At 61.5% G+C, this 26,405-nt stretch carries 27 protein-coding genes; 17 read left to right on the top strand and 10 right to left on the bottom strand.

Features of this window, described 5'->3' with window-relative positions; genetic code table 11:
* Nucleotides 1–83 precede the first annotated feature (83 nt).
* Genes SSARUM2_RS10465 through SSARUM2_RS10450 form a run of 4 tightly spaced genes read left to right on the top strand, consistent with a single transcriptional unit; the run spans nt 84 to nt 3,898 of the window.
* The gene (locus tag SSARUM2_RS10465; RefSeq protein WP_041034835.1) at nt 84–1,094 is read left to right on the top strand and encodes a 2-aminoethylphosphonate ABC transporter substrate-binding protein; all 1,011 of its coding nucleotides are present in this window, start codon (nt 84–86) and stop codon (nt 1,092–1,094) included.
* An 8-nt stretch (nt 1,095–1,102) separates the two neighbouring features.
* Nucleotides 1,103–2,227, top strand: coding sequence for a 2-aminoethylphosphonate ABC transport system ATP-binding subunit PhnT (gene phnT, locus SSARUM2_RS10460; RefSeq protein WP_049212660.1), 1,125 nt, complete (start codon nt 1,103–1,105; stop codon nt 2,225–2,227).
* Nucleotide 2,228: 1 nt separating this feature from the next.
* On the top strand, nt 2,229–3,092 hold the full coding sequence (gene phnU / locus SSARUM2_RS10455; protein WP_033646329.1) for a 2-aminoethylphosphonate ABC transporter permease subunit: 864 nt from the start codon (nt 2,229–2,231) through the stop codon (nt 3,090–3,092).
* A 2-nt stretch (nt 3,093–3,094) separates the two neighbouring features.
* Nucleotides 3,095–3,898: an ABC transporter permease gene (locus tag SSARUM2_RS10450; protein WP_049212642.1), complete on the top strand. Its 804-nt coding sequence runs from the start codon at nt 3,095–3,097 to the stop codon at nt 3,896–3,898.
* Between the two features lie 46 nt (nt 3,899–3,944).
* Here the strand turns inward: SSARUM2_RS10450 and kdgR are convergent, their stop codons facing one another.
* Entirely contained in the window at nt 3,945–4,736 is a 792-nt protein-coding gene (kdgR, locus tag SSARUM2_RS10445) for a DNA-binding transcriptional regulator KdgR (RefSeq protein WP_049212641.1), read from the bottom strand.
* 231 nt (nt 4,737–4,967) lie between these two features.
* Between kdgR and SSARUM2_RS10440 the strand changes: the two genes are divergently transcribed.
* Nucleotides 4,968–6,362, top strand: a complete 1,395-nt coding sequence (locus SSARUM2_RS10440) for an MFS transporter (RefSeq protein ID WP_049196133.1) — start codon at nt 4,968–4,970, stop codon at nt 6,360–6,362.
* 100 nt (nt 6,363–6,462) lie between these two features.
* Here SSARUM2_RS10440 and SSARUM2_RS10435 read toward each other — a convergent pair whose 3' ends face one another.
* The 5 genes from SSARUM2_RS10435 to SSARUM2_RS10415 form a co-directional block, all read right to left on the bottom strand.
* Complete coding sequence (locus SSARUM2_RS10435) at nt 6,463–7,170, bottom strand: hypothetical protein (RefSeq protein ID WP_049196132.1); 708 nt, start codon at nt 7,168–7,170, stop codon at nt 6,463–6,465.
* A 236-nt stretch (nt 7,171–7,406) separates the two neighbouring features.
* Nucleotides 7,407–8,285: a protease HtpX gene (htpX, locus tag SSARUM2_RS10430; RefSeq protein ID WP_033638291.1), complete on the bottom strand. Its 879-nt coding sequence runs from the start codon at nt 8,283–8,285 to the stop codon at nt 7,407–7,409.
* Between the two features lie 309 nt (nt 8,286–8,594).
* Nucleotides 8,595–10,643: a carboxy terminal-processing peptidase gene (gene prc / locus SSARUM2_RS10425; protein WP_033638289.1), complete on the bottom strand. Its 2,049-nt coding sequence runs from the start codon at nt 10,641–10,643 to the stop codon at nt 8,595–8,597.
* A 19-nt stretch (nt 10,644–10,662) separates the two neighbouring features.
* Nucleotides 10,663–11,373, bottom strand: coding sequence for an RNA chaperone ProQ (proQ, locus tag SSARUM2_RS10420; protein WP_033638287.1), 711 nt, complete (start codon nt 11,371–11,373; stop codon nt 10,663–10,665).
* Between the two features lie 96 nt (nt 11,374–11,469).
* Nucleotides 11,470–11,967: a GAF domain-containing protein gene (locus SSARUM2_RS10415; protein WP_033638286.1), complete on the bottom strand. Its 498-nt coding sequence runs from the start codon at nt 11,965–11,967 to the stop codon at nt 11,470–11,472.
* A 255-nt stretch (nt 11,968–12,222) separates the two neighbouring features.
* On the opposite strand from SSARUM2_RS10415, the gene yebS reads away from it, so the two are divergent.
* The 10 genes from yebS to SSARUM2_RS10365 all read left to right on the top strand — a co-directional run bounded on the left by yebS (nt 12,223) and on the right by SSARUM2_RS10365 (nt 24,088).
* Nucleotides 12,223–13,470, top strand: coding sequence for a membrane integrity lipid transport subunit YebS (yebS, locus tag SSARUM2_RS10410; protein ID WP_041037977.1), 1,248 nt, complete (start codon nt 12,223–12,225; stop codon nt 13,468–13,470).
* Nucleotides 13,439–16,069 (top strand): PqiB family protein, encoded by a 2,631-nt coding sequence (locus tag SSARUM2_RS10405; RefSeq protein WP_033647432.1) that lies wholly within the window; start codon nt 13,439–13,441, stop codon nt 16,067–16,069. Before yebS ends, SSARUM2_RS10405 begins: the two co-directional genes overlap by 32 nt.
* A 101-nt stretch (nt 16,070–16,170) precedes the next feature.
* Nucleotides 16,171–17,607: a 16S rRNA (cytosine(1407)-C(5))-methyltransferase RsmF gene (gene rsmF, locus SSARUM2_RS10400; protein ID WP_060438749.1), complete on the top strand. Its 1,437-nt coding sequence runs from the start codon at nt 16,171–16,173 to the stop codon at nt 17,605–17,607.
* A gap of 273 nt (nt 17,608–17,880) precedes the next feature.
* Nucleotides 17,881–18,420 carry a spore coat U domain-containing protein gene (locus tag SSARUM2_RS10395; protein WP_033638282.1) on the top strand — a complete coding sequence of 180 codons (540 nt, stop codon included), beginning with the start codon at nt 17,881–17,883 and terminating at the stop codon, nt 18,418–18,420.
* Nucleotides 18,421–18,422: 2 nt separating this feature from the next.
* On the top strand, nt 18,423–18,926 hold the full coding sequence (locus tag SSARUM2_RS10390) for a spore coat U domain-containing protein (RefSeq protein ID WP_072008406.1): 504 nt from the start codon (nt 18,423–18,425) through the stop codon (nt 18,924–18,926).
* Between the two features lie 5 nt (nt 18,927–18,931).
* Nucleotides 18,932–19,480 carry a spore coat U domain-containing protein gene (locus tag SSARUM2_RS10385; protein WP_086557004.1) on the top strand — a complete coding sequence of 183 codons (549 nt, stop codon included), beginning with the start codon at nt 18,932–18,934 and terminating at the stop codon, nt 19,478–19,480.
* Nucleotides 19,481–19,504: 24 nt separating this feature from the next.
* Nucleotides 19,505–20,269 (top strand): molecular chaperone, encoded by a 765-nt coding sequence (locus tag SSARUM2_RS10380; protein WP_033653896.1) that lies wholly within the window; start codon nt 19,505–19,507, stop codon nt 20,267–20,269.
* A gap of 67 nt (nt 20,270–20,336) precedes the next feature.
* On the top strand, nt 20,337–22,757 hold the full coding sequence (locus SSARUM2_RS10375; protein WP_185744060.1) for a fimbria/pilus outer membrane usher protein: 2,421 nt from the start codon (nt 20,337–20,339) through the stop codon (nt 22,755–22,757).
* A 20-nt stretch (nt 22,758–22,777) separates the two neighbouring features.
* Entirely contained in the window at nt 22,778–23,713 is a 936-nt protein-coding gene (locus SSARUM2_RS10370) for a spore coat protein U domain-containing protein (protein WP_033638278.1), read from the top strand.
* Between the two features lie 135 nt (nt 23,714–23,848).
* A complete protein-coding gene (locus tag SSARUM2_RS10365; RefSeq protein WP_004931517.1) occupies nt 23,849–24,088 on the top strand; it encodes a DUF1480 family protein in 240 nt (79 codons plus the stop codon).
* A gap of 55 nt (nt 24,089–24,143) precedes the next feature.
* Here SSARUM2_RS10365 and SSARUM2_RS10360 read toward each other — a convergent pair whose 3' ends face one another.
* Nucleotides 24,144–24,743: a hypothetical protein gene (locus tag SSARUM2_RS10360; RefSeq protein ID WP_033653895.1), complete on the bottom strand. Its 600-nt coding sequence runs from the start codon at nt 24,741–24,743 to the stop codon at nt 24,144–24,146.
* A gap of 4 nt (nt 24,744–24,747) precedes the next feature.
* A complete protein-coding gene (locus SSARUM2_RS10355; RefSeq protein ID WP_033638276.1) occupies nt 24,748–25,140 on the bottom strand; it encodes an ASCH domain-containing protein in 393 nt (130 codons plus the stop codon).
* Between the two features lie 338 nt (nt 25,141–25,478).
* On the opposite strand from SSARUM2_RS10355, the gene yniD reads away from it, so the two are divergent.
* Entirely contained in the window at nt 25,479–25,571 is a 93-nt protein-coding gene (gene yniD, locus SSARUM2_RS10350) for a small membrane protein YniD (RefSeq protein WP_223307179.1), read from the top strand.
* 38 nt (nt 25,572–25,609) lie between these two features.
* On the opposite strand, the gene SSARUM2_RS10345 is transcribed toward yniD, so the two are convergent.
* The gene (locus tag SSARUM2_RS10345; protein ID WP_162846222.1) at nt 25,610–25,762 is read right to left on the bottom strand and encodes a hypothetical protein; all 153 of its coding nucleotides are present in this window, start codon (nt 25,760–25,762) and stop codon (nt 25,610–25,612) included.
* A 157-nt stretch (nt 25,763–25,919) separates the two neighbouring features.
* On the opposite strand from SSARUM2_RS10345, the gene SSARUM2_RS10340 reads away from it, so the two are divergent.
* The gene (locus tag SSARUM2_RS10340) at nt 25,920–26,129 is read left to right on the top strand and encodes a hypothetical protein (RefSeq protein ID WP_004931526.1); all 210 of its coding nucleotides are present in this window, start codon (nt 25,920–25,922) and stop codon (nt 26,127–26,129) included.
* Between the two features lie 146 nt (nt 26,130–26,275).
* Here the strand turns inward: SSARUM2_RS10340 and SSARUM2_RS10335 are convergent, their stop codons facing one another.
* Nucleotides 26,276–26,383, bottom strand: coding sequence for a hypothetical protein (locus tag SSARUM2_RS10335; protein ID WP_226907361.1), 108 nt, complete (start codon nt 26,381–26,383; stop codon nt 26,276–26,278).
* Nucleotides 26,384–26,405 lie beyond the last annotated feature (22 nt).

The following is a 26,405-nucleotide window of genomic DNA, read 5'->3' as shown; positions in this document are numbered from 1 at the left end:
GTTTGTCATATTCGCCGATTAGCGTGGCCGCATATCTGGTGTATACCAGTTACGCATAAATCCGCAACAGTGAGGCTGAAGCTATGAAACTTTCTCGTCTGGTCGTGATGACCGCCATCGCACTCGGCTCCGCGCCGGCCTGGGCCGCCGACGCGGTGGTGACCGTCTACTCCGCCGATGGTCTGCACGCCGGCGATCACAGCTGGTATCAAACCCAGTTCGACGCCTTCACTCAGGCAACCGGCATCAAGGTGCAGTACGTCGAAGGCGGTTCCGGCGCCATCGTAGAGCGGCTGTCGAAAGAGCGCAGCAACCCGCAGGCCGACGTGCTGGTGACGCCGCCGCCGTTCATCCAGCGCGCCGCCGCGGAAAAACTGCTGCAGGATTTCACCCCGCAGGATGCGGCGCAGATCGCCGACGCTCAGCCGCAGTTCGTGCCGCTGGTAAACAACTACCTGAGCTTCATCTATAACGCCAAACTGTTGCCGCAGGCGCCCGCCAGCTATCAACAGCTGCTGGACGCGCAGTTCCGCAACAAGCTGCAGTACTCCACGCCGGGCCAGGCCGGTGACGGCACCGCAGTATTGCTGCAGGCGTTTCACAGCTTCGGTAGCAAAGACGCCGGTTTCGACTACCTCGGCAAGCTGCAAAGCAACAACGTCGGCCCTTCCGCTTCCACCGGCAAGCTGACCGCGCTGGTCAATAAAGGCGAGCTGTTGGTGGCCAACGGCGATCTGCAGATGAACCTGGCGCAGATGCGCAGCAACCCGAACGTGCAGGTGTTCTGGCCGGCCGGGCCGGACGGCAAGCGCAGCACGCTGGCGCTGCCTTACTATGTCGGCCTGGTGCAAGGCGCGCCGCAAAGCGCCAACGGCAAAAAGCTGATCGACTTCCTGCTGAGCAAAGAAGCGCAGAGCAGCGTTAGCGCCATGTCCTACGGCATGCCGGTGCGTAAGGACGTCATCCCGACCGACGATAACTTCAAGCGGTCGCAGGCGGCGCTGGAAGGCGTGGACATCTGGGCGCCGGACTGGAATCAGGTGGTGAGCAGCCTGTCCGCCGATATCTCACGCTGGCACAAGGTGACCGAATGACGCTGACAATGCCTTCTACCCTCTCTTCCCGCGCCGAGGCGCGGGATAACAGCCTCGACATCACCGGGCCGTCGGGCATCCAACTCGACCGCGTCAGCGTGTCGTATCGCGGCACCGAAGTGCTGAAACCCCTGACGCTCACCATCGCCCCCGGCGAAGTGCTGGCGCTGATCGGCCCCTCCGGCTCGGGCAAAACTACCGTGCTGCGGGCGATCGCCGGTTTCGTGCAGCCTTCCGCCGGGCGTATTGCCATCGGTGACGTCGATGTCACCGACGTGCCGCCCTATGAGCGCGGTCTGGGCATGGTGGTACAGAACTACGCGCTGTTTCCGCATATGCGCGTCGAGGACAATGTGGCGTTCGGCCTGCGCGCCCAGGGCAAGCCGCGCGGCCTCACCGCCGAGCGCGTCGAGGAGGCGCTGGCCATCGTCGGCATGTCCGCCTACGCCAGGCGTTATCCCAGCCAGCTCTCCGGCGGCCAACAGCAGCGCGTGGCGATCGCCCGCGCCATCGCGGTGCGACCCAAAGTCTTGCTGCTGGATGAACCGCTGTCGGCGCTGGACGCGCAGATTCGCCACAGCATGGTGGAAGAGATCGCCCGCCTGCACCGCGAGCTGCCGGAGCTGACCATCCTGTACGTCACCCACGATCAGGGCGAAGCGCTGACGCTGGCGGACAAGATTGGCATCATGCGCGACGGACACCTGATCGCCCACGGCGAGACCCGCGCGCTGTACCGTCATCCCACAAACCGCTTCGCCGCCGAGTTCCTCGGCCGCGCCAACCTGCTGCCGGCCACCGCGCTGGAAACCACCGCCGGCCAAGGCATGACCACCGTCAGCTGCGCTGGAAAAGTGATCGGCTGTTTCACCTACGGCGCACAACGCGGCTTCGACAAACTGCTGTGCATTCGGCCGCAGCATATTGCGCTCGATGCCGATGCCCAGCGCAGCAACTGCATCGTCGGCACGCTGCGCGATATTCACTGGCAGGGGGAGTTGACGCACCTGCAGTTCGACGCGCAAGGCCACCCGCTGCGCGTGGTCACCACCCATCAGAGCCGGATGCCGCAGATCGGCGAGCGCGTGCCGCTCTATTTCGCCCCTGACGACGCGGTACTGATCGAGGACTGACATGACCGACTCTACGCTTACTCGCCCGGCCCGGCGGCCGCGTTCACCGCGCCGTTTATGGATCCTGCTGCCGCTGCTGGTGCTGGCGACGCTGTTTTTCTATCCGCTGGCGCTGATCGTCAAACAGGCGTTTACCGACGATCAGGGGCTGTTCAGCGCCGCCGCGCTGCAGCAGGTGTTCGAATCCCGACGCTTTGTCAGCGCCCTGCTCAATACGCTGCAGATTGCGCTGCTGGCGACGCTGGGCTGCCTGGTGCTCGGCACCCTGCTGTCGCTGCTGCTGGTGTTCACGCCGTTCCCCGGCAGCCGGCTGATCGCCTGGGTGATCGATACCTTTATCGCCATGCCGACCTTCCTGATCACCTTGGCCTTCACCTTTATCTACGGCTCCGCCGGCCTGCTGAACGGTACGCTGATGGCGACCTTCGGTTTCACCCTGCCGCCGGTAGACTTTCTTTACTCCATCTGGGGCGTGATCCTGGCGGAAATCACCGTGTTTACGCCGCTGGTGATGCGTCCGCTGATGGCGGCGCTGTCGCAGATCGATCGCAGCCAGCTCGAAGCCGCCAGCATCCTCGGCGCCCGGCCGGGGCGCGTGGTGCGCCAGGTGATTTTGCCCGCCGCGCTGCCGGCCTTGCTGGCCGGCGGCAGCCTGTGCCTGCTGTTGACCACCAATGAGTTCGGCATCGTGCTGTTTATTGGCGCCAAGGGCGTCACCACGCTGCCGATGATGGTCTACTCCAAAGCGATTCTGGAGTCGGATTACGCCGTCGCCTGCGCGATCGCCGTCGTGAATATCGCGCTGTCGCTCGGGCTGTTCTCCCTTTACCGCTACGCCGCGGCGCGCGCCGGGCTGAGGAACTGACGATGTTGATTTGGTCTCGCACCGGCCGCACCCTGACCTGCACGCTGGCGGTCACGCTGTTCGCGCTGTTCTTCTGCCTGCCGCTGGCGGTGATCCTGATGTCCAGCCTGAGCGAACAGTGGAACGGCGTGCTGCCGAGCGGTTTCACCCTCAGCCACTTCCGCCAGGCCTTTGGCGGCGCCTCCTGGGACGCGCTGGTCGCCAGCCTGGCTATCGGTTTCAGCGCCAGCCTGTTCGCGCTGCTGTGCGGCACCTGGGCGGCGTTGGCGCTGCGCCACCATCAGGGGCGCGGCCAGCGCCTGCTGAGCACGCTGTTCTTCATTCCCAGCGCGGTGCCTTCGGTGTCGATCGGTCTCGGGGTGCTGGTGGCGTTCAGCCAGGGGCCGCTGCAGATGAACGGCACCTTCCTGATCGTGCCCGTCGCCCACTTCGTGCTGATTTCCGCCTTCACCTTCGGCAACGTGATGGCCGGGCTGGCCCGGCTGCCTGGCGACTACGAGAACGTCGCCGCCAGCCTGGGCGCTTCGCCGCTGTTCCGCCTGCGCCACGTCACCCTGCCGATGATCGCCCCCTATATGATCTCCGCCTTCGCCCTCAGCCTGTCGCTGTCGATGGGAGAGCTGGGCGCGACTATGATGATCTACCCGCCGAGCTGGGCGACGCTGCCGGTCACTATCTTCAGCCTGACCGATCGCGGCAGCATCGCCAACGGCGCGACGCTGACCATGATCCTGGTGGCGGCCACGCTGTTGCTGATGTTAGTGCTGGAACGGATTTCGCAGCGGCTGACGCCGGGCGTGAAATAGCCACAAGGCGCTGCCATGGCAGCGCCTTGTTCATGGAAGCGAAGGGTCAGAACGGATAGTCGTGATAGCCCTGCTGTTCACTGATGCGCCGGGCGGCGACGTGCAACAGCGCCACATACTCCTCCCGCGCCGCTTCGGAAAAGCGCAGCGTCGGGAAAGAGAGGCTCAACCCGGCGATCGCCACCCCAAACCGATCGAATACCGGCACCGCGATACAACGGATCCCCACTTCCTGCTCTTCGGCATCTTCGCCGTATCCCTGCTCACGCACCCGCTCCAGCACCGGCAGCAGTTCGGCGGCGCTGGTCAGGGTATGCTCGGTGCTGCGGGTAAATTCAATCTGCGACAGGATCTGCGCCACCTCATCCCACTCGCGCCAGGCCAGCAGCACTTTACCGATGGCGGTGCTGTGCAACGGGTTGCGGCGACCGATGCGCGAATACATGCGCAGGTTGTACATCGCGTCGATCTTGTGGATATAGACGATACCGTCCTCGTCCAGGGCGCCAAGGTGGATGGTTTCGCGGGTGCGGTTCGACAGTTCGCGCATCTGTACGTCGGCGCTGCGGATCAGATCGACGTTCTGCAACGATTTGGCGCCCAGCTCGAACAGCTTGAGCGTCAGCGCATATTTTTCCGTCTCGCCTTCCTGCGAAACGTAGCCCAGCGCTTTCATGGTCTGCAGAAAACGGTAGACGGTGCTTTTGGACATCATCACCCGCTGGGACAGTTCAGTAATGCCAATCTCGCGCTCATCGCCGAGCGCCTGCAAAATACCGAACACTTTCATTACGGATGAGACGGCATCCGGTTGCTTGTCTGAATCTGCGTTAGCCATGGCGAATACCCTACTTAACGGTTCTGTTTCAGGAAATTTAAACAAGGGTTTCAGTATAATCGGAACAGATCGCGACGCGCAACGCAGTTGAACGCTAAACGATTGAAGCCAAATGGATAACCGCCGGCCCGCTCACCGCCGTTTACAATTCAGCGGACAAGGGGCATGCAATCACGGGCGAATATGATTAGCATGATAATACTCCCCTGAATAAATACCGCTGAGACCAACATGCGTCCTTGTTCCGACGGCCTCCCCGTCCCGCAACGTTATGGGGCGATCCTCGCCATCGCCCTCGGCATTACCGTATCCGTGCTCGACGGCGCGATAGCCAACGTGGCGCTGCCCACCATCGCGCGCGATCTCAACGCCAGCCCGGCCAGCTCCATTTGGGTGGTTAACGCCTATCAGCTGGCGATCACCGTCTCTCTGCTGTCGCTGGCGTCGCTCGGCGATCTGATCGGTTATCGCCGCATCTATCAGGCCGGGCTGCTGGTGTTCAGCATCACCTCGCTGTTCTGCGCCCTGTCCGACTCGCTGCTTACGCTGACCATCGCCCGCGTGCTGCAAGGCTTTGGCGCCGCCGCCATCATGAGCGTCAACACCGCGCTGATCCGCATCATCTATCCGCAGCGTTTTCTCGGCCGCGGCATGGGCATCAACTCGCTGATCGTCGCCTGCTCCTCGGCGGCCGGGCCGACGGTGGCGGCGGCGATCCTGTCGGTCGCGTCCTGGCAGTGGCTGTTCGCCATTAACCTGCCGATCGGCCTCGTCGCGCTGCTGCTGGGCATGAAGTTCCTGCCGGCCAACGGCCAAAAAAGCGATAACCGCCGTTTCGATCCCACCAGCGCCGTGCTGAACGCGTTGACTTTTGGCCTGCTGATCACCGCCATCAGCGGCTTCGCCCAGGGCCAGAGCCTGACGCTGATCTTCAGCGAGATCGCCGCGCTGCTGGCGATTGGCGCGGTGTTCGTGCGCCGCCAGCTGCGCCAGGAATTTCCGCTGCTGCCGGTCGACCTGCTGCGCATCCCGATCTTCGCCCTGTCGATGGGCACCTCAATCTGCTCGTTTGCTGCGCAAATGCTGGCGATGGTGTCGCTGCCGTTCTTCCTGCAAAGCGCATTGGGCCGCGACGAAGTGGCGACCGGGCTGCTGCTGACGCCGTGGCCGCTGGCGATCGTCGTCATGGCGCCGATCGCCGGCCGGCTGGTGGAGCGCGTGCACGCCGGCCTGCTGGGCTGCATTGGGCTGGCGGTGTTTGCGCTCGGGCTGTTCTCGCTGGCGCTGCTGCCCGCGGCTCCGTCAAATTGGGACATTATCTGGCGCATGGTGCTGTGCGGCGCCGGCTTCGGCTTGTTCCAGTCGCCCAACAATCACACCATCATCTCCGCCGCGCCGCGTAACCGCAGCGGCGGCGCCAGCGGCATGCTGGGCACCGCTCGCCTGCTGGGGCAAACCTCGGGGGCCGCGCTGGTGGCGCTGATGTTCAACCTGTTCCCCACCTCCGGCACCCACGCATCGCTGGTCCTGGCCGGCGTGTTCGCCACTCTGGCGGCGGCGGTCAGCAGCCTGCGCATCACCCAATCGACGGCGCAAACGGCGCAGCCAAGCCGCGAGGTGAAATAGCGGCCATAGAAACAGCCGAAACCCCATCGATTCTAAAGCCGGCGGTTCCAGCAATGCGGCCGGCCTGAATCACGCCGCGCCAGGTGTGATACGCTTGGCGTCAGTCGCCGCTCCTCAAAGGGCTGCGGCCTTGTTGCAAACACGCTAAATAGGCATCGTCATCCGGATACCAGCCAACAATGTGTTGGCCGTCGTTATCCTCCCCCTCAAAAGCCTTCAGCAGGTCTGAAGCGAACATGCGCGTGATCGGTTCAGCGGACTGCGCGCTGTCGATTCGACAGTCGCAGCGCGTCTCTCCGTCAACCTGAACGAAGTTCTGCAATGAGGCGAGACATCGCGCGTCGAGATCGCCATGTACATGGATAAATTCCCCCGTTTCTACCAGGGTGAGCACGGCCAGATTTCCCCCCACCACAAACGCGCCGTCGTTTCCAGAGCTGCAATAGGCATGGCGTATGCGGGCATCGTCACGCACGAGCAGCTCGCCCAAACAAATCAGCGTATCCGACTGCAGCCGCCCCAGCACAATGATGCCGCCATCCTCCCGCTGGGGTGACACCGCCATGCACCCCTCTACGATCAAATCTCCTTCTACAACCAGATAATCGTAATCGTGCCTGTCGTTCTCGTCTGGGAAAAACGATGGGAGGTGCAGGTCGCCTGAATGCCAGCGTATAGCTGGCTGTTCAGAATCGTAACCATTCCGGTTTAACAACTCCGCAGACGCATCGGCGACGCCGCCCGCCAATATGGTAAGGCGCGCCAGCGCCTCATCACAGCCGAGCAAGGGAAGAGCGTTGATTTTCATAGGGCCTCAGGGACAGACGTTATGGTGCCAAAGCATATAGCATGAGCTTCCCAAATCAAGCAAGCGAAGGCGTCAGGCATGGTAGCCTGCAGCGGCTAGCGTACCGCGAGAGGCGGAAAGGCCGTATTCAAATCGCGAAATCTGACGCTTGAATCAGCATCCTCCTCCTGAAAAAGCGATTTCGTCATGCCGTAAAAAACCCCGGCGAGCCGGGGTTTTTCCTTTCATTCAGCCGATTACTTCAGGTACTGGCCGGAACGCAGCGCTTCGATGCGCTTGTCGAGCGGCGGATGCGACATGAACAGCTCGCTGAACGACTTGGATTTGCCGTTGATGCAGAACGCCATCATGCTGCCCGCTTCCTGCGGCTCGTAACTGGTTTTCAGACGCTGCAAGGCGGCGATCATCTTCTCGCGGCCCACCAGCTTGGCGGAGCCGGCGTCGGCGTAGAACTCGCGGTGACGCGAGAACCACATGGTGATGATGCTTGCCAGGATGCCGAACACCAGTTCCAGCACCATCGACACCGCGAAATAAATCATCGGGTTGCCGTTGCCTTCCCCTTCACCGTCGCGGTTGCCCAGGAAGCCGGCGGCCACCTGCGCGATCAGGCGCGAAATGAAGATGACGAAGGTGTTCACGATGCCCTGAATCAGGGTCATGGTCACCATATCGCCGTTGGCGACGTGGCTGATTTCGTGCGCGATGACCGCTTCCGCTTCGTCGCGGCTCATGCTCTGCAGCAGGCCGGTGCTGACGGCGACCAGCGAGGCGTCGCGGCGTGCGCCGGTGGCGAAGGCGTTGATGTCCGGCGCGTGGTAGATAGCAACCTGCGGCATGGCGATGCCCGCCTGCTGCGACTGACGGCGCACCGTTTCCAGCAGCCAGTTTTCGGTTTCGTTACGCGGTTGTTCAATCACTTCCCCGCCGACGGAGCGCAGCGCCATCCACTTGGACATCAGCAACGACACGAAAGCGCCGCCGAAGCCGAACAGACCGGCCATGATCATCAGGCCCTGAACGCTACTGGATTGGATTCCTGTCAGGCTGAGCACCAGCCCGAAAACCAACATCACCGCCAGGTTGGTGAGCAGGAACAGAGCTATACGCATCATAAAATGTTTACTTCCTCATAAATGTTAACAAAACGCTGTCGAAGATACCCTAGATCGTATGGGCATTCGTCACAGTTTCAAGAGTCGCGCGTCATTAACCTACTAAAAATACGAAACTTTACAAAAACGGCGCGCGACCGGGATTTGGCAAATTGTAAACGATTGTTGCGCAAGGCGGAGGGTTTTTTGCCATAAATTTGTCAGGCGACGCATAAGCCCGCCCCCATTCCCCCTGCAGGGAAGCAGGCCTTCGCGTCACCATAAAAAAACGCACCCGAGGGTGCGTTTTTCATCCTGCCGGACGCGGCCTTATTTGGCCGGCGTTGGCTGCTGAGCGGGCCGATCTTTTTCCAGATGAGCCAGCTCCAGCGCGATATGCACGGTTTCATCCAGGTACGGATCCGGTTCCTGGTAATCCTTCGGCAAATCGTCGAGCGATTTCAGCGGCTTCTTGCCCGCACGTTCCAGGCGCTCGTTGATGCGTTTCAAACGGGTCGCATCGTCGTCGTGGTTCTCTTTCTCGCGCACCGCCAGATTGAGGGACACGATGTTGCGTTTATCCTTCAGCGCCTTGTAATGCGCGATATCCTGCGCGATGTACTGGAACTCCGGATTCTGCGCGATGCGCTGCTGGTGATCTTTCAGCAGCTCCGGCTCGAACGGCGCCATATCGCCGGTCTTGCTGTAGGTCGCCGCATTGATGCTGTCCCACGGCATGGCGTTGTCTTCAAACGCTTCGCCGGTTTCCGCCGGATCGACGCCGGTCGGCATCAGAATGTCCGGGGTCACCCCTTTGCGCTGGGTGCTGCCGCCGTTGACGCGGTAGAACTTCTGAATGGTGTACTGCACCGACCCCAGCGCCGGCCACTCAGGGCGCAGCATCTGATCGTAGATGCGGTTCAGCGAACGGTACTGCTGCACGGTGCCTTTACCGAAGGTCGGCTCGCCGACGATCAGCGCACGGCCGTAATCCTGCATCGCCGCCGCGAAGATCTCGGAGGCGGAGGCGCTGAAGCGATCGACCAGCACCACCAGCGGGCCTTTGTAGTAGGTCACGCCGTCGGTGTCGGCGTCTTCACGCACTTTGCCGTTGTTGTCGCGCACCTGCACCACCGGGCCGCTCGGAATGAACAGGCCGGACAGCGACACCGCTTCGGTCAGCGCGCCGCCGCCGTTGGTGCGCAGATCGATGATCACGCTCTTGACGTTCTGCTTGGCCATCTTCTGCAGCTGCACTTTCACGTCATCGGTCAGACCGACGTAGAAGCCGGGGATGTCGAACACCGCCACCTTCTCTTTGCCGACGGTCTTGATGGTCATTTTCACCGCGCGGTCTTCCAGGCGGATGCGCTCGCGGGTCAGGGTGACCACGCGGGTTTTGGTGCCCTTGCCGGCCGGCAGGATCTCCAGGCGCACCTTGCTGCCTTTCGGCCCTTTGATCAACGATACCACGTCGTCCAGGCGCCAGCCGATCACGTCCACCATCGGTTTGCCGGCCTGGCCGACGCCGACGATGCGATCGCCCACGGTGATCGCCTTGCTCTTCGCCGCCGGGCCGCCCGGCACCATCGAGTTGATCAGGGTGTAGTCGTCATCCATCTGCAGCACCGCGCCGATGCCTTCCAGCGACAGGCTCATTTCGGTGTTGAACTGCTCGGTGTTGCGCGGAGACAGGTAGTTGGTGTGCGGGTCGATTTCATGCGCAAAGGCATTCATCGCCAGCTGGAAGACGTCTTCGCTGTTGCTTTGCGTCAGGCGCTTGATGGCGAACTGATAGCGCTTGGTCAGCGTGTCGCGGATTTCTTTGTCGGTCTTGCCGGTCAGCTTGAGGTTCAGCTCGTCATAGGTGACTTTCGCATCCCACAGGCTATCCAGCTCGGCCTTGTCTTTCGGCCACGGCGCTTTGCTGCGGTCGAGATCGATAGTGCCGTTGCCGGTGAAGTTCATCGGCTTGTCCAGCAACGACAACGCATAGGTGTAACGCTCAAAGCGGCGTTTCTGCGCCAGATTGAACAGCGCGTAGAAGGTGTCCAGCTTGCCGGTTTTCAGCTCTTCGCCAACCTGATTGCGTTTGCCGGCGAACTGCGCCACGTCGGAGGCCAGCAACACGTTATGGCTGTAGTCCAGCATGTTCAGGTAGCGATCGAAGATCTTGCCTGAAAACTCCGCGTCGAGGGCAAACTGGCGGTAATGAGAGCGAGTGAAGCGCGAGGTGACGCGCTCACTCACCGTAGCGTGCTGAGGTTCCTGTTGCAGTTGAGGCAGTTGGCCGATGCGGATGTTGGCTGTTTCCGCGCCGTAACTAACACCCGCCCACAGCAGCCCTGCAATCGCTGTTAATCTGACGAATTTGTTCATGCCTGGGTTGGCCTCCGTATCAGAACTGCAAGTGTTCTGCGCGCACAATCATCGCCAGACCGGAAGAGAGCTGCACACGTACGCCATCTTTAGCGATTTCGAGTACGGTAGCATCCATCGCGCTCTTGCCTGCTCTGACTTTGATTTCCTGGCCAATTTGCAGTTTAGAGATATCCGTGACTGGCGCATAACGCGGCTGGTTTTCCTCTTTTGCTGCACGAGGTTGACGAGCTGGCTGTGGGCGAGTTTGTGGGCGCGGCTTGCGGTTCTCCGGCGCGGCTCCGCCTTCGCGACGTGCAGCGGGCTTTTTACCGGCTGGGCGCGGACGGCGTGGCGCGGCATCGGCGGATTCACCGGCGGCTTCACGTTTTTTGGCGTTTTGTTCGGCACGCTGTGCCTGAACGCGCGCTTTGGCTTCTTCAAGCTGCTGGCGAGCATGATCGACATGCTGCTGCTCCAGTTCACCGCACGGATTGCCGTCCAGATCGACGCGCTGCGCGCCGACTTTGACGCCGTACAGGTAACGCCAGCTTGAGGTGTACAGGCGCAGGGCAGAACGCAATTGCGTTTTGCTGAGATTCTCTTCCCCCTGCACGCGCTCTACCAAATCCTGAAAAATACCGATTTTCAGCGGACGAGCTTCGCCTTCGGCGCTAAAGCAGAGCGGAAAACGCTCGGCAAGAAAAGCAATGACTTCTTTACTAGAGTTCAACTTAGGTTGATTTTCCATGAAATTTCCTGATTACAACGGTATTGCCAACAAGCCACAGGCATGAACAGGCGTCATTATAATGACGCCATCGGTAATTGCCACGTTAACCGTCGATCAACTTGCCGCCACAGTCACATATTTCGCACTGTCGCACTGTTCCAGTTGCTCACAAAGCCCCGCCACCACGGCTTTCAGGCCCGCTTCGTCCTGTTCGTCGAAGCGTTGATAAACCGTGCTGTCGATATCCAAAACGCCGATCGCTCGGCCGCCAACCGCCAGCGGCAGCACGATTTCCGCGTTGCTGGCCGCATCGCAGGCGATATGGCCCGGGAACGCATGCACGTCGCCGACGCGCTGCACGCGATTTTCCGCCACCGCCGTGCCGCACACGCCCTTGCCCACCGGAATACGCACGCAGGCGATCTTGCCCTGGAACGGCCCCAGCACCAGCTGGCCGCCATCCATCAGATAGAAACCGACCCAGTTCACGTCATCCAGACGCTCGTTGAGCAACGCGCTGGCGTTGGACAACGCCGCGATAAAGTTGGTTTCCCCGCCGAGCAACGCGCTCAGGTCACGTTTTAATTCCGCGTAGAATTGTTCTTTTGTCATGTGATAACCATTGAAACAGTGAAGATGGCCAGAAGCCCAAAGCTTAGGCCCTATAAAATAAGCATTAAATGCGTATAGCCACAAGGTTAATCATCTGTTGCTTCACAAAACCCTGTCGCTCGGGGTATGTTTGCCGCTCAGAATCCCGGTTTACCTCGTTTTACCGTCCGGCGCCCGATCGCCAGTGACGCGGCCGGTTTATTTTTCAGCTACGCTGACAGTTCCGGCGGGCTCAAGGGCAGCGACTTGTCAAAGATGAAAATACACGCGATCACCGCCCCCCTTTCCAAAGGGCGCCACCAGCGCTGCTGCGAGTGCGATCTGCTGTTCGTGCTGCCGCCGCTCAGCGGCAACCAGGCCGCCTATTGCCCGCGCTGCAACGCCAAGGTGGTGAACGGCCGCGACTGGTCGATGACGCGCCTGACCGCCATGGCGATCGCCATGCTGCTGCTGATGCCGTTCGCCTTCACCGAACCGCTGATCAGCATCCGCCTGCTCGGCACGCGCATCGATGCCAGTTTGCTGGAAGGCATCTGGCAGATGAGCCGTCAGGGCGACCCGCTTACCGCCAGCATGGTGGCGTTCTGCACCATCGGCGCCCCGCTGACGCTGGCGCTGTCGTTGCTGTACCTGCGCTTCGGCCACGCGCTCGGCATGAACCTGCGGCCGGTGCTGCTGATGCTGGAGCGGCTCAAAGAGTGGGTGATGCTGGACATCTATCTGATCGGCATGGCGGTGGCGGCGATCAAGGTGCAGGATTACGCCGACATCCAGGCGGGCAGCGCGCTGATCGCCTACCTGTCGCTCACCCTGCTCAGCATCCTGACGCTGATCCACGCCAACCTGGAGCAGCTGTGGGAGCGTTACTACCCGCAGGAACAGCCGAAAGGCCCGCCGGCGGCGCTGCACATTTGCCTGTCCTGCCACTATACCGGCTACCCCGACGCGCGCGGCCGCTGCCCGCGCTGCCACGTGCCGATGTGCCACCGCCAGCCTTACAGCCTGCAGAAAACCTGGGCGGCGCTGATCGCGGCGATGATCCTGTTGATACCGGCCAACCTGCTGCCGATTTCCATCATTTACGCCAACGGCGTGCGCCTCGAAGACACCATATTCTCCGGCGTGGTCTCGCTGGCCACCTCCGGCAACGTGCCGATCGCCGCCATTGTGTTCATCGCCAGCGTGCTGGTGCCCTTTACCAAAGTGATCGTGCTGATCACGCTGTTGTTCAGCATTCACTTCAAAACCTCGCACAGCCTGAAGACGCGCATTCGTCTGCTGCGTCTGGTCGCCTGGATCGGCCGCTGGTCGATGCTCGATCTGTTCGTTATCGCCTTGATGATGTCGCTGGTAAACCGCGACCAGCTGTTATCTTTTACTATGGGACCGGCCGCGTTTTACTTTGGCTCGGCGGTCATTTTGACTATTCTTGCCGTTGAGTGGCTGGATAGCCGATTGATTTGGGATGCACATGCAACAGGAAACGCCGACTACACCGACTGAAGCGCGGGTCAAGAACAAGCGCCGCATTTCACCGTTCTGGTTACTGCCGTTCATCGCCCTGCTGATCGCCGGGTGGCTGGTCTATAACAATTTCCAGGAGCGCGGCACCACCGTCACCATCGATTTCCAATCGGCGGCGGGCATCGTCGCCGGCCGCACGCCGGTACGCTATCAGGGCGTAGAGGTCGGCACGGTGCAGAAAATCAGCCTGAGCAAAGATTTGCGCAGCATCGTGGTGGAGGCCAGCATCAAAAGCGATCTGGAAGACTCGCTGCGCGAAGGCACTCAGTTCTGGCTGGTGACGCCCAAAGCCTCGCTGGCCGGGGTCTCCGGGCTCGATGCGCTGGTCGGCGGCAACTATATCGGCATGATGCCCGGCAGCGGCAAGGAGCAAACTCACTTCACCGCGCTCGATACCCAGCCGAAATACCGCCTGAACACCGGCGAGCTGATGATCCACCTGCACGCCGACGATCTCGGCTCGCTCAACAGCGGCTCGCTGGTCTACTACCGTAAAATCCCGGTCGGCAAGGTGTATGACTACACCATCAGCGAAGGTAACAAGGGCGTGACCATCGACGTACTGATCGACCGCCGTTTCGCCAACCTGGTGAAGAGCAACAGCCGCTTCTGGAATGTCTCCGGTTTCAAGGGCGATTTCAGCCTGTCCGGCGCGACGGTGCAAATGGAGAGCCTGGCGGCGCTGGTCAACGGCGCCATCGCCTTCGATTCGCCGGCCGATGGCCAGCAGGCCAAGGGCGATCAGAGCTATACCCTGTATCCGGATCTGGCCCACAGCCAGCGCGGCGTCAATATCCTGCTGGATCTGCCGAGCGGCAACAGCCTGAGTGAAAACCGCACGCCGCTGATGTACCAGGGGCTGCAGGTCGGCACCCTGACCAAGCTGACGTTGCAACAGGACAGCAAAGTGGTCGGTGAACTGACCATCGATCCTTCGGTGGTCGATCTGATGCGCAGCGGCACCCGCATCGTGATGCGCAGCCCGCGCATCAGCCTCAACGACGCCAAGCTCAGCCAACTGCTGACCGGCACCACGCTGGAGCTGGTGCCGGGCGAAGGTGAGCCGCAGCAGCGCTTCAACGTGCTGGACAGCAGCGAAACGCTGTTACAGCAGCCTGGCGTGCTGACCGTCACGCTGAATGCGCCGCAAAGCTACGGCATCGACGTCGGGCAACCGCTGGTGGTGCACGGCGTGAAAGTCGGCCAGATCCTGAGCCGCACCCTGACCGCCGGCGGCGTGGTGTTCACCGCCGCCATCGACGCGCAGTATCGCGGCCTGCTGCACAAAGACAGCAAATTCGTGGTCAACAGCCGGCTCGACGTCAAGCTGGGCATCGACGGCATGGAAGTGCTCGGCGCCAGCGCCCAAGAATGGGTGGACGGCGGCGTGCGCATTATTCCCGGCAGCAAGGGGGAACCGGGCGGCCAATACCCGCTGTACGCCAACAGCGAAAAAGCCGAGGAAGGCATCGTCGGCAACGCCCCTTCCACCACCCTGACCCTCAGCGCCACCAGCCTGCCGGATGTGCAGGCCGGTTCGGTGGTGCTGTACCGCAAATTCCAGGTGGGCGAGATCGTCAACGTTCGGCCGAAGGCCAACGAGTTTGAGGTGGACGTGTACATCAGCCCGGAATACCGCAAGCTGCTGACCCGCGAAAGCATCTTTTGGGCCGAAGGCGGCGCCAAGGTGCAGCTCAACGGCAGCGGGCTGACGGTGCAGGCTTCGCCGCTTAACCGCGCGCTGAAAGGCGCCATCAGCTTCGACAACCTGCAGGGCGTGACGCTCAACAAGGGCGCCAACCGCGTGCTGTACGCCAGCGAAACCGCCGCCCGCGCGGTGGGCAGCCAAATCATGCTGCGAACCTACGACGCCAGCAAGCTGTCGGCGGGCATGCCGCTGCGCTACCTCGGTATCGACGTCGGCCAGGTGGAGTCGCTGCAGCTGGCGCCGGAGCGCAACGAAGTGTTGGCCAAAGCGGTGCTGTATCCGGAATATGTGCACACTTTCGCGCGCCTGGGCAGCCGCTTCTCAATCGTTTCGCCGGAGATCTCCGCCGCCGGCGTCAGCAATCTCGATACCCTGCTCCAGCCTTATATCAACGTGGAGCCGGGGCGCGGCCGCGAGCTGCGCACCTTCGAGCTGCAGCAGGCCAGCATCACCGACTCGCGCTATCTCGACGGCCTGAGCGTAGTGCTCGACGCCGCCGAAACCGGCTCGCTGCAGATCGGCACGCCGGTGCTGTTCCGCGGCGTAGAGGTCGGTACCATCACCGGCTTCTACCTTGGCGCCATGTCCGATCGGGTGCACGTCGCGCTGCGCATCAGCAAGAAATATCAGCATCTGGTGCGCAACAACAGCGTGTTCTGGCTGGCTTCGGGTTACAACCTGCAGTTCGGCCTGACCGGCGGCGTGATCAAGAGCGGCACCTTCCAGCAGTTCATCCGCGGCGGTATCGCCTTCGCCACGCCGCCGACCATTCCGCTGGCGCCGAAAGCCACGCCGAACAAACACTTCCTGCTGAATCCGGAAGAGCCTAAGGACTGGAAAACCTGGGGCACCGCCATTCCGCGCGATTAAATTTCGCATTTTCCTCAGGGCCCGGCATCGCCAGGCCCTGTTTTTTTCCGCTTTGTGATAAACTCTCGCCCTTATCTTTATTGCACCCTGAGAGTTCGCCCGTGGCCAAATCCACCGCCGTTTTTCTGCCCCCCGCTTTCCTTGATGCCACCCGCGCCATCATGCCCGCCGAGCTGGCGATGGACGATTTTATTGCCGCCTGCCAGCGCCCGCTGCGCCGCAGCCTGCGCGTCAATACGCTGAAAATCAGCGTCGCCGACTTCCTGGCGCTGGTGCAGGATTACGACTGGCGACTGGAGCCCATTCCCTGGTGCGCGGAAGGGTTCTGGATCGAGCGCGACGATGAAGAGCTGCGCCTGGGCAGCGCCGCCGAACACCTGAGCGGCCTGTTCTACATTCAGGAAGCCAGTTCGATGCTGCCGGTCAGCGCGCTGTTTGAGGGCGGCGCGGCGCCGACTCGGGTGCTGGACGTGGCGGCGGCGCCGGGATCCAAAACCACCCAGATCGCCGCGCTGATGGGCAATCAGGGCGGCATCGTCGCCAACGAATACTCCGCCAGCCGGGTGAAAGTGCTGCACGCCAATATCAGCCGCTGCGGCGTGAAGAACACCGCGCTGACCCACTTCGACGGCCGGGTGTTCGGCGCCGCGCTGCCGGAGAGCTTCGACGCCATTCTGCTCGACGCCCCCTGCTCCGGCGAAGGCGTGGTGCGCAAGGATCCGGACGCCATGAGCAACTGGTCGCCACAGAGCGTGGCCGAGATCGCCGCCACCCAGCGCGAGCTGATCGACAGCGCGTTTCATGCGCTGGCGCCGGGCGGCGTGATGGTTTACTCCACCTGCACGCTCAATGCGCAGGAAAACCAGCAGGTGGTGCGCTGGCTGCTGGACACCTACAGCGACGCGGTCAGCGTCGAATCGCTGGGCGGGCTGTTCCCCGGCGCCGACAAGGCGCTGACCGCCGAAGGTTTCCTGCACGTCTTCCCGCAGATTTACGACAGCGAAGGCTTTTTCGTCGCCCGCCTGCGCAAACGGCGCGCCGTGGCGCCGTTGCCGAAGCCGACCTACAAAGTCGGTAAATTCCCGTTCAGCCCGCTGTCCGGCAAAGAAGCGGCGCAGGTCGCCCAAGCCGCCGCCGCATCCGGCTTAACCTGGGGCGATGACGGCCGGCTGTGGGAGCGCGACAAAGAGATCTGGCTGTTCCCGGCCGAGCTGGAACCGCTGTTCGGCAAGGTGCGCTTCTCGCGCATCGGCCTCAAACTGGCGGAGCGTTTCCCTAAAGGTTTCCGCTGGCAGCACGAGGCGGCGATCGCGCTGGCCGGCACCGGCGGCAAAGCGCATTTCGAGCTGGACGCCGCGCTGGCGCAGGAGTGGTATCACGGCCGCGATCTCTACCCGGAACTGCCGCCGGCGGGCGATGAATGCATCGTCACCTACCAAGGGCAGCCGCTGGGCATCGCCAAGCGCATCGGCAGCCGTATCAAGAACAACCTGCCGCGCGAGCTGGTGCGCGACGGCGCGCTGGATTTCCACCTGTAAACGATACCGCGCCGGGGAATTAAACGCCCCGGCGATAAAATAACGCTAATAATATTCCCATCACCGTTCGTTATTATTCTAATCATTTCAATTTATCGGTATACCTCACCTGTAAGCCCCGTCAGCCGGGGGATGGGAATAAAAAGTTTCTCGCTTTCATCAAGACAATTCCCGATTCTTATTCTATTAATTAAAGTGCAGCTAAATGAATACGTTCAACCCACCTCTGGGTGGCGTCTTTGCGGGCTTTCTCTCATACGGCAAGGAATTAAGATGAAAAAAACTCTGATGGCATTGACCTCGGTAGCAACCCTGCTGTGCGCCAACGGCGCGGCTAACGCAGCAGGCACCATTCAAGGCACGCTAGGCGTGACGCTGACCATCGGCGCCGGTTGCGTCGTGGGGGGCGGCAACAGCAGCGGTTCCGTCAACGACTTCGGCTCCATCAGCTTCGGCACTTACTCTTCACTGGCCAACATCATCGACGCCAGCGCCACCGGCGCAGGGGGGGCCGGTACGCTGTCATTGACCTGCACCACCGGCACAGACTACACGGTGGCGCTGGACAACGGGCTCCACGTCACGTCAGGCACCCAACGCCGCATGGCCAGCACCGCAGGCGCATTCATCAGCTATAACCTTTACCAGGATGCCGCGCGCACCACCGCCTGGGGCAGCGGCGCCAACGCGCTGACCGGCACCGGCACCGGCGCCGCCGTTCCGCTGATCGTGTATGGCCGCGTGCCGGCGGCCGGTTCTACCCCGGCGGCGGACACCTATAACGACACCGTCACGATGACGGTCACCTGGTAACGGTGCGGCTCGCGCTTTGCTGCGGCGGATTATGGGCGTGCAGCCTGTTGGCGCTGGCCGACAGTAAAACGGCGACCCTCGGCGTCAGCGCGACCTTGCTCAGCGCCTGTGAAGCCGGCAGCAGCTCAGGCGGCAACGTCAGCTTCGGCACGCTGAATTTCGGCACGCTGTATTTTCTCAGCACCGCCACCAGCGTCGCCGGGCAGCAAAACGCCGGCGCCATTCGGGTGAAATGCACCAACGGCACCAGCTACAGCGTTCTGCTTGGCGGCGGGCAAAGCGGCAATACCGCGGCCCGCTACCTGCAAAGCGCGGCCGGCCAACGGGTGAATTACAACCTGTACACCAACGCCGCCCACAGCACCATTTGGGACAATCTGACGGGCGTGTCACAAACCGCCAACGGTTCGGACAACTGGCTGCCGGTCTATGGCATGATTCCGGCGCAGTCCACGCCCCCGACAGGCAGCTACACCGACACGGTACAGGTCACGATCAATTGGTAATGACGATGCGCGCTTCCATTTGCGGTTTGCTGTTCTGCCTGCCGCTTTCCCCGGCCCAAAGCGATACCGGCGTCAACGACTTGACCAAAAGCCAGCCGTTCACCGTCAATGCAACCGTGGTAAAAGGCTGCGTATTGGGCAGCGGCGTCAGCGACGTGACCACCTTCGGCACCCTGAACTTCGGCCAACTGTCCTCGCTGAGCAACGCGGTCAGCGTCGTCTCCAGCAGCGGCGCCGGTTCGGTGCTGTTTCGCTGCAACCCGGGGCTGAGCGTTACGCTGGCCCTCGGCGTCGGCAATCATGTGACCGGATCCATCGCCGGCGGCAGAAAATTACAAAACGCCGCCACGTCGGAAACGCTGCTGTATCAACTTTATCAAGACAGCAACTACGCCACCCTTTGGGGGGATGGCGCCAACGGCGGCGCGGCGCAGACCGTCGCCGCCACCGGCAGCACGCAAGAAATCAAGGTTTACGCCCGTCTGTTTTCGACCAGTACCCTGCCCACCAGTGGCGTTTACAGCGATACGGTCTTGTTGACGGTCACTTATTAAGTTTTTTTGCAATAAGGATGAGTTATGCGCATACCCTTCCGCCTGCCGTTAACGGCAGCCCTGCTCCTGGCAAGCCAGCAGCACGCCCTGGCCGCGGCCTCCATTCTCATTTGGCCGATCGATCCGGTGATTGAAGATCAACAACAGGCCACCGCGCTGTGGCTGGAAAATCGCGACAGCAAACCGGTCTATATGCAAATTCGCGTGTTGGGTTGGCGGCAAACCGCCGGCAAAGACGATTACAGCAACCAAAGCGACGTGATCGCCAGCCCGCCGGTGGCGTCGATCGCGCCAGGCAAACGCCAGCTGATACGCCTGATCAAACAGTCGGCCCCGGCGGCGGGACAGGAACGTGCCTACCGCATTTTGGTCGATGAAGTGCCGGTGAAAGAACAATCGTCGGGCGCCGCCCCCGGCGGTGCGGAGATGGGGCTGAAATTCCAGATGCGCTACTCGGTGCCGCTGTTCGTCAGCGGCAAGGGCATTTGGACCAAACAGGACAGCGAAAAACCGCGCGATTACGCGACCGCCAGCCAACCTCAGCTCAGCTATCGTCTACAGCAGCAAAGCAGCGAACGCTGGCTGGAGGTGCGAAATCAAGGCGCAGTGCATGCCCGCATGTCGAAAGTGACGCTGCAAGGCCGCAGCCTGAATCCCGGCCTGATGGGATACGTGCTGCCCGGTTCGCAAATGCGCTTCGCCTTGCCGCCCGCCGGCGGTTTCAGCAGCGGCAAACTGATGGCCACGGTCAATGACAACAAACAGCCCGTAGCCATTCCGTCTTATTGAGGCCCAGGTGCAGCCGACAGGGAGGCTATCGACGCGGCGTTTCAGCCTTAAGCCGCTGGCGTTTGCCATGCTGAGCATGGCGGCCGGCGGCTGGCTGCCGTTTGCGCTCGGCGACGATCTGCCGCCGCCGCCCAGCGCCGTCAGCATGCCGGACACCACGCTGTATCTGGAGCCGGTCGTCAACGGGCGCCAAACCGGCAACGTCGTGCCGGTCAACTACCGCGGCGGCCATTACTACATGACGCCCCAGCAACTGCTCGACGCCGGGCTGCCGGTAGCGGATAAGCAGGCGAAAGAGATCGCCGTCGATCGGCTGGAGAAGGTGGATGTCAGCTACAGCGGCGAGAGCCAGCAGTTGCTGATCAACGTGCCTAACGACTGGTTGCCGCAGCAAACCATCGGCGCCCATTCACCGTTGCAGCGCTTGCCGGCGCAAAGCAGCCTGGGTTTGCTGTTCAACTACGATATCTATGCCAGCCAAAGCAACGGCAATGGCCGGCCGGGCTACCTGTCGGCGTGGAGCGAACAGCGGCTGTTCGACGGGTTCGGCGTCATCGCCAACACCGGCATCTACCGCAGCGGGTTTAACGGCGGGCCGAACGACGATGGCGGGCGCTATATTCGATACGACAGCTACTGGCGTTTCAACGACGACCAGCGGATGCTGAGTGTGATCGCCGGTGACCTTACCACCGGCTCGCTCCCCTGGAGCAGCGCCGTGCGCATCGGCGGCTTGCAATTGGCGCGCAATTTCGCGGTGCGCCCGGATCTTATCACCTATCCGCTGCCGCAATTTTCCGGCCAGGCGGCATTGCCCAGCAGCGTCGATTTATACATCAACAGCTATAAAAACAGCACCACCAACATCAATCCCGGGCCGTTCACCCTCAACAGCGTGCCCTACATTAACGGCGCGGGTCAGGCCACCGTCGTCACCACTGACGCCCTCGGCCGCCAGGTCAGCACCACGGTGCCGTTCTACGTGGCCAGCAACCTGCTGCAGACCGGCATGAGCGATTTCAGCATTTCCACCGGTTTGCTGCGGCGCAACTACGGGTTGAATTCTGCCGATTACGGGCAATGGGTAGGCAGCGCCAGCTTACGTTACGGCGTCACTGATTGGTTAACCCTGGAAGGACGCGCCGAAGGCGCAGCCGAGTTGGCGGTTGGCGGCGCCGGCGCCGACCTTCGCGTCGGGCAATGGGGGGTTCTCAACGCGTCCTACAGCGTCAGCCAGGCCGGTGATGAAGCGTTTAACGGCGGCCGGGCGATACAATCCCCCACCTATTACGATCCGCTGACCGGCAGGCCGTTGCAACAGCCGGATCCCCAGCCCGTCTATCGCTACACCGGCAACCACGGCGATCAGAGCAGCTTTGGTTACACCTACAGCAACCAACGTTTCAGCCTCAACGCCCAACGCATCCTGCGCAGCGCCGATTTTGGCGACATTTCCGTGTATAAAAGCGACTACCGCCTGAGCCGCCGCACCGATCAGTTGACCGGCAGCGTCAGCCTGGGCCGGCTCGGCAGCCTCGGCGCCGGTTATTTTGACGTCCGCGACGCCATCGCTCAGCGAACCCGCCTGGTGAACCTGTCCTACAGCGTATCGCTTTGGCGCAACAGCAGCCTGTACGCCTCGCTGAACCGGGAAATCGGCAGCAGCGGTTACAGCGCCCAGCTGCAGCTCTCCATTCCGTTCGACAGCTGGGGCACGGCCAGCTTCAGCGCCGCGCGCGACAACAACAACCGCTGGAGCGAACGCGTCAGCTACAGCCGCGCCGCGCCGACCAATGGCGGTTTCGGCTGGAATCTGGCCTACGCCAATAACCCGAGCGGCGGCGATTACCGCCAGGCCGATCTGACCTGGCGCACCCGCAGACTCGAAGCCCGAGCGGGCGTATACGGCACCCGCGATGAAACCAACCACTGGGGAGAAATCAGCGGTTCGCTGGTGGCGATGAACGGCGGCGTGTACGCCACCAACACCATCAACGATGCCTTTGCGCTGGTGTCCACGCAAGGATACGCCGACATTCCGGTGAGCTATGAGAACCAGCCGATCGGCAAGACCGACGCCCAGGGCTATTTACTGGTGCCGACCGTCACCTCTTACTACCATGCGAAATTCCAGATTGATCCGCTCAACCTGCCCGCCGACGTCGCGCTGCCGACGGTGGAAAAAACCGTCGCCATTCGCGATCACAGCGGTTTTCTGGTTGAGTTCCCCATCCAACCCATCTCCGCCGCCGACGTCGAACTGGTTGACGAGCAAGGCAAACCGTTGGCCAACGGCAGCCAGGTGGCGGTGGTTGGCGGCAATCAGCAAAGCTATGTCGGTTGGGATGGCATGACCTATATCGACCCGGTGCAACAACACAATCGGCTGAGCGTGATCCCGGCCGACGGCGGCCCGCCGTGTCAGGCGGAATTCAGCCTGGCGAAGCCTCAGGGCATCCAGCGCGTCGGCCCGGTTGTCTGCCGCTAATTCAACGACGGAGAGTCACTATGTTTCGGGGATTGAAAGCCTTCTTATTGTTAACCCTCTCGCTGCTGTTCTGTCAGCGCGCATTCGCCGACTGCGCCACCACCAACGGCACCGTCACCTTACCGGGAAGCAGCTCTTTCGTGGTCTACAACGGGCAGATCAACGCCCAGGGCACCGCCGGCCTCAACTGCACCGGCCTCGGGCTATCGCTGCTGTCGCAGAACACCGTCACGGTCAAGGTTGCGTCAACCACCAACGGCATGGCGGTCGCCAACACCGACGGTTCCGGCGATAAAATCGCCTACCTGATCTATCCCGACGCCAACTATCAATATCCCTACAGCATCGGGCAGACCATTGACTACAGCTCGCTGAACCTGCTGTCGCTGATCCTGATCTCTTCCAACGTCAACTTTCCGCTGTATATCAAAACCACCGCCGGCGCCAACGTGCGTTCGGGCACCTATACCGACACCATCAACCTGATCTGGAACTACCATATCTGCGGCCTCGGCGTGCTCGGCCTGTGCATCTGGTGGGACGGCGTCAACAAGGCCAGCACGGTCAGCGTCAGCGTCGCCATCACCAAAGACTGCCTGATCGGCACCGCGCCCAACGTCAACTTCGGCAGCATGGCGTTGGTCGGGCAGTTCAATCCTGTCAATCAGAGCATCACCCTGACCTGCACCAAAACCGAGGGATACAACACCTATTTCACCAACGGCAATAACCCGGTCTCCGGTTGGCGGCGTATGAAAAGCGGCACCAGCAATTTCATGCAGTATCAGATTTACTTGCCCAATACGACGACCGTTTGGGATAGCACCAACAAACAGAGCGGCGCCGGCACCGGGCTGGCGCAAAGCATCCCGTATAAGGCGGCGGTCAATGCGGCGCAGACGGAAGTGGCAGTCGGTAGCTATCAAGACAATCTCAGTTTTGTGGTGGAGTACTAGGCGCGGTGCTTTGCCGCCGTGGAAATTGTTTCCAAAATGTAATTTTTATGTGGCATTTTTTGCTCATTTGGCTATGCTCTTACCGATGGCCGCACTGGTCTAACCTCCTACCACACCATTGAGCAAGGAGTTCCCATGAGCAAAACCGTCGTAAAAATTGGCAGCTTCGAGGTCGATGACGCGCATCTTCACGCCGGCGCCGACCGCGCCGGCACCCTGAGCATTCCCTGCAAGTCCGATCCGGATCTGTGCATGCAGCTGGACGGCTGGGATGAACACACCAGCATTCCGGCGATCCTCGACGGCAAACAGTCACTACTGTACAAGCAGCACTACGATCGGCAGGCGGACGCCTGGGTGATGCGGCTGGCATGAAAATGCATCAGCACTGCTGACGACGCGCTGTTTTCATCGGAAACAGCGCGTTTTTTTATGCGATGGCGATGCCGCGGCCGGCAAAGAAAGGGGTGAAGCGGCTGAGCGGCAGGTGCACCCGCTCGCGCGTCGCCGGGCTGTCGCCCGAAGGATTGTGGAAGGTCACGCTTTGCGCATCGGCGGCGGTGATCAGCACCAGATGCCCGCCCCGCTGCGGCGGTATGCTCTCCGGCCGGCGAATGGAAGGGTGTACCGAGGCGATAAAGTAACGGCATTCTTGAAGCAGCGCCGGCACGTCAGCGGCCTCCAGCCCCACCTTCACCTCCGCTTGCAGCGCGAACTGCTCGCGTACAAACTCGACGAACGGCGCGTAAATCAGCCCCTTTATCCGCACCCCTTCGCGCACATAGGCGCCGTAAGGCAGGCTGCGCCGCGCCAGCTCCAGCAGCGGCGGCGCTTCGCCGTCGCGGTGGCCCAGCACCATTTTCAGACAGGCCATGCCGCACACGTGATTGGCCCACTCGACGTACTCCGCCCGATCGCGGGCGCCGCTGCGCGCCCAATTTTCGTCTTGCGCCAGCGTCGCGCGGCCGGCGATCAGATCGGCGGCCAGTTCCGGGCTGGCCCACTGGCACTCGTAGGGAACGGCGCGCATAAGATTAGAATTTGTCGACGACTTTGAAATTCATCAGCACCAGCGTCATGTCCGGCGAGAACAGATCGTACTCTTCAAAGAAGCGCTGCAGCTCTTTGCGCCAGTGCGCCAGCGAGCGATCGCCCTCGCCTTCGGCAAAGGCGTGCGCTTCATCGACCTGATCGTAAGTTTTCATTTCCACCGCGGTCAGCTCGACCGCGCAGACCGGCTCCCCCTTGCCGTCCACCACCAGGAACCGATCGCCGGCCTGCGGGATCCCCTCGCCGTCGAGGTTGGAACAGGTGGCCGTTTTGGTGCCATTGAGGATCAATTGCACCACTTCATCGGCCTGCTGCTCGGTATCGCCGAACGCCCAGCGCTCAAGGTGCTCGTATTTCTGTGGAATTGCCGTCGCCATGATTATACCTTTAGGAAAAATGCATCAATGCAGACAGGATAGTACAACGTATTGCCGGCCGTCTGCATCCGTCGCAAGCGCGACTGCGCGTTCCGCCACCGCCGCCTTTACGCGTTTTTACCGTTCTTCGCTGTGCCTGTCGCGCTGTCGGGCGCATACTGTGAACATTATTCACCCAATGGCGACCGCCAGGCGGCAACATGCGGCAAAATGACATCGATGCTGACGATACCTTCAGCGATTTACTCAACGGCGTCGCGTTAGTGACGCTTTTCCTCATCATCCTCGCCGGTGGATGGTATTTCAGCTAAAGGGGAAACAACGTGGCAACAAAACGCATGGGCGCCAAGCTCAGTAAAATGGTGGTGGTGCTGCTGCTGATCTGCCTGGCGTTGCTGCTGTTGCGTTGGGCGGCGATAGCCTTCGGTTAATCCCGCGAAACGACGCCGGCCAAACGCCGGCGCCCTGCTCACCGCCGCCGCGGCGCGGTCGGCTCCAGCAACTCCCGCAAATAGGCCAAGCGCGCCTCTCCCTGCGGCAACCAGCGGCGACACAGCCAATGCTGCGTTTCACCCGTGCGGCTCAGGCGGTAGTACTCCGTAAAGGTTTCGACCCAGTTCATGATGTTTTCTCCTGCTTTTCGACACCGCAAGTATTGAGCGTAAAAACCAGAAGAAATACTGATGGCTTGTTTTTTATGCTTCCTGTTTTAGGCAGCCGGTAGCGAAGCCGCAGTTCAGCTGCTACATTGGGCAAAAATCAACCAACCGAGGTAGGCCATGACGTTCTCGGAACAGGAGATTAAACCCGTATGGGATGAGGTCGCACGCCTGATCGGCGACGGCGTGATGCAGCTGCGCCATCGCGGCGAAGCGCTGTCGGTGGAAACGCTGGAAAAACATCTGGCGCGGCAGCTGGCGGACAGCAACGATATCGAACGGCGCATCCTGCTCGGCGCCGCCATCAACATGCTGAAAGGCGGAAAATGAATCGCCAACCGAAAAGGTTGGCGATCCGACAGAAGCCCGAGGTATGCAAGCCCGGCCTTCTGCGCGCTACTATGTCACGCTAATATGACGGAATTAATAGGAATTGTCGGGTTTTTGCCCAAAACGCCCTATTTTTGTTGCCTGCATTACGCCAGCACGAAATCATCCGCATCCAGCGGCTGCCCCACCACTTTCACCAGGAAATCGCTGCCGGTGTTGAACAGCGTCAGATCGATCTTGTCTTCACCGCGCACGAAGTCGCGGATCCAATCCGCC

The sequence above is a fragment of the Serratia sp. K-E0102 genome, from assembly GCF_029962625.1.
GTDB lineage: Bacteria > Pseudomonadota > Gammaproteobacteria > Enterobacterales > Enterobacteriaceae > Serratia > Serratia sarumanii.
This window is presented reverse-complemented; position numbering and strand designations above follow the sequence as displayed.

What these genes read in the sequence shown, in the direction of transcription:
- SSARUM2_RS10465 (WP_041034835.1), top strand. Translation starts at nt 84, where the DNA reads ATGAAACTTTCTCGTCTGGTCGTGATGACCGCCATCGCACTCGGCTCC.
- phnT (WP_049212660.1), top strand. Translation starts at nt 1,103, where the DNA reads ATGCCTTCTACCCTCTCTTCCCGCGCCGAGGCGCGGGATAACAGCCTC.
- phnU (WP_033646329.1), top strand. Translation starts at nt 2,229, where the DNA reads ATGACCGACTCTACGCTTACTCGCCCGGCCCGGCGGCCGCGTTCACCG.
- SSARUM2_RS10450 (WP_049212642.1), top strand. Translation starts at nt 3,095, where the DNA reads ATGTTGATTTGGTCTCGCACCGGCCGCACCCTGACCTGCACGCTGGCG.
- kdgR (WP_049212641.1), bottom strand. Translation starts at nt 4,736, where the DNA reads ATGGCTAACGCAGATTCAGACAAGCAACCGGATGCCGTCTCATCCGTA.
- SSARUM2_RS10440 (WP_049196133.1), top strand. Translation starts at nt 4,968, where the DNA reads ATGCGTCCTTGTTCCGACGGCCTCCCCGTCCCGCAACGTTATGGGGCG.
- SSARUM2_RS10435 (WP_049196132.1), bottom strand. Translation starts at nt 7,170, where the DNA reads ATGAAAATCAACGCTCTTCCCTTGCTCGGCTGTGATGAGGCGCTGGCG.
- htpX (WP_033638291.1), bottom strand. Translation starts at nt 8,285, where the DNA reads ATGATGCGTATAGCTCTGTTCCTGCTCACCAACCTGGCGGTGATGTTG.
- prc (WP_033638289.1), bottom strand. Translation starts at nt 10,643, where the DNA reads ATGAACAAATTCGTCAGATTAACAGCGATTGCAGGGCTGCTGTGGGCG.
- proQ (WP_033638287.1), bottom strand. Translation starts at nt 11,373, where the DNA reads ATGGAAAATCAACCTAAGTTGAACTCTAGTAAAGAAGTCATTGCTTTT.
- SSARUM2_RS10415 (WP_033638286.1), bottom strand. Translation starts at nt 11,967, where the DNA reads ATGACAAAAGAACAATTCTACGCGGAATTAAAACGTGACCTGAGCGCG.
- yebS (WP_041037977.1), top strand. Translation starts at nt 12,223, where the DNA reads ATGAAAATACACGCGATCACCGCCCCCCTTTCCAAAGGGCGCCACCAG.
- SSARUM2_RS10405 (WP_033647432.1), top strand. Translation starts at nt 13,439, where the DNA reads ATGCAACAGGAAACGCCGACTACACCGACTGAAGCGCGGGTCAAGAAC.
- SSARUM2_RS10395 (WP_033638282.1), top strand. Translation starts at nt 17,881, where the DNA reads ATGAAAAAAACTCTGATGGCATTGACCTCGGTAGCAACCCTGCTGTGC.
- SSARUM2_RS10385 (WP_086557004.1), top strand. Translation starts at nt 18,932, where the DNA reads ATGCGCGCTTCCATTTGCGGTTTGCTGTTCTGCCTGCCGCTTTCCCCG.
- SSARUM2_RS10380 (WP_033653896.1), top strand. Translation starts at nt 19,505, where the DNA reads ATGCGCATACCCTTCCGCCTGCCGTTAACGGCAGCCCTGCTCCTGGCA.
- SSARUM2_RS10375 (WP_185744060.1), top strand. Translation starts at nt 20,337, where the DNA reads ATGCTGAGCATGGCGGCCGGCGGCTGGCTGCCGTTTGCGCTCGGCGAC.
- SSARUM2_RS10370 (WP_033638278.1), top strand. Translation starts at nt 22,778, where the DNA reads ATGTTTCGGGGATTGAAAGCCTTCTTATTGTTAACCCTCTCGCTGCTG.
- SSARUM2_RS10365 (WP_004931517.1), top strand. Translation starts at nt 23,849, where the DNA reads ATGAGCAAAACCGTCGTAAAAATTGGCAGCTTCGAGGTCGATGACGCG.
- SSARUM2_RS10360 (WP_033653895.1), bottom strand. Translation starts at nt 24,743, where the DNA reads ATGCGCGCCGTTCCCTACGAGTGCCAGTGGGCCAGCCCGGAACTGGCC.
- SSARUM2_RS10355 (WP_033638276.1), bottom strand. Translation starts at nt 25,140, where the DNA reads ATGGCGACGGCAATTCCACAGAAATACGAGCACCTTGAGCGCTGGGCG.
- yniD (WP_223307179.1), top strand. Translation starts at nt 25,479, where the DNA reads ATGGGCGCCAAGCTCAGTAAAATGGTGGTGGTGCTGCTGCTGATCTGC.
- SSARUM2_RS10345 (WP_162846222.1), bottom strand. Translation starts at nt 25,762, where the DNA reads ATGAACTGGGTCGAAACCTTTACGGAGTACTACCGCCTGAGCCGCACG.
- SSARUM2_RS10340 (WP_004931526.1), top strand. Translation starts at nt 25,920, where the DNA reads ATGACGTTCTCGGAACAGGAGATTAAACCCGTATGGGATGAGGTCGCA.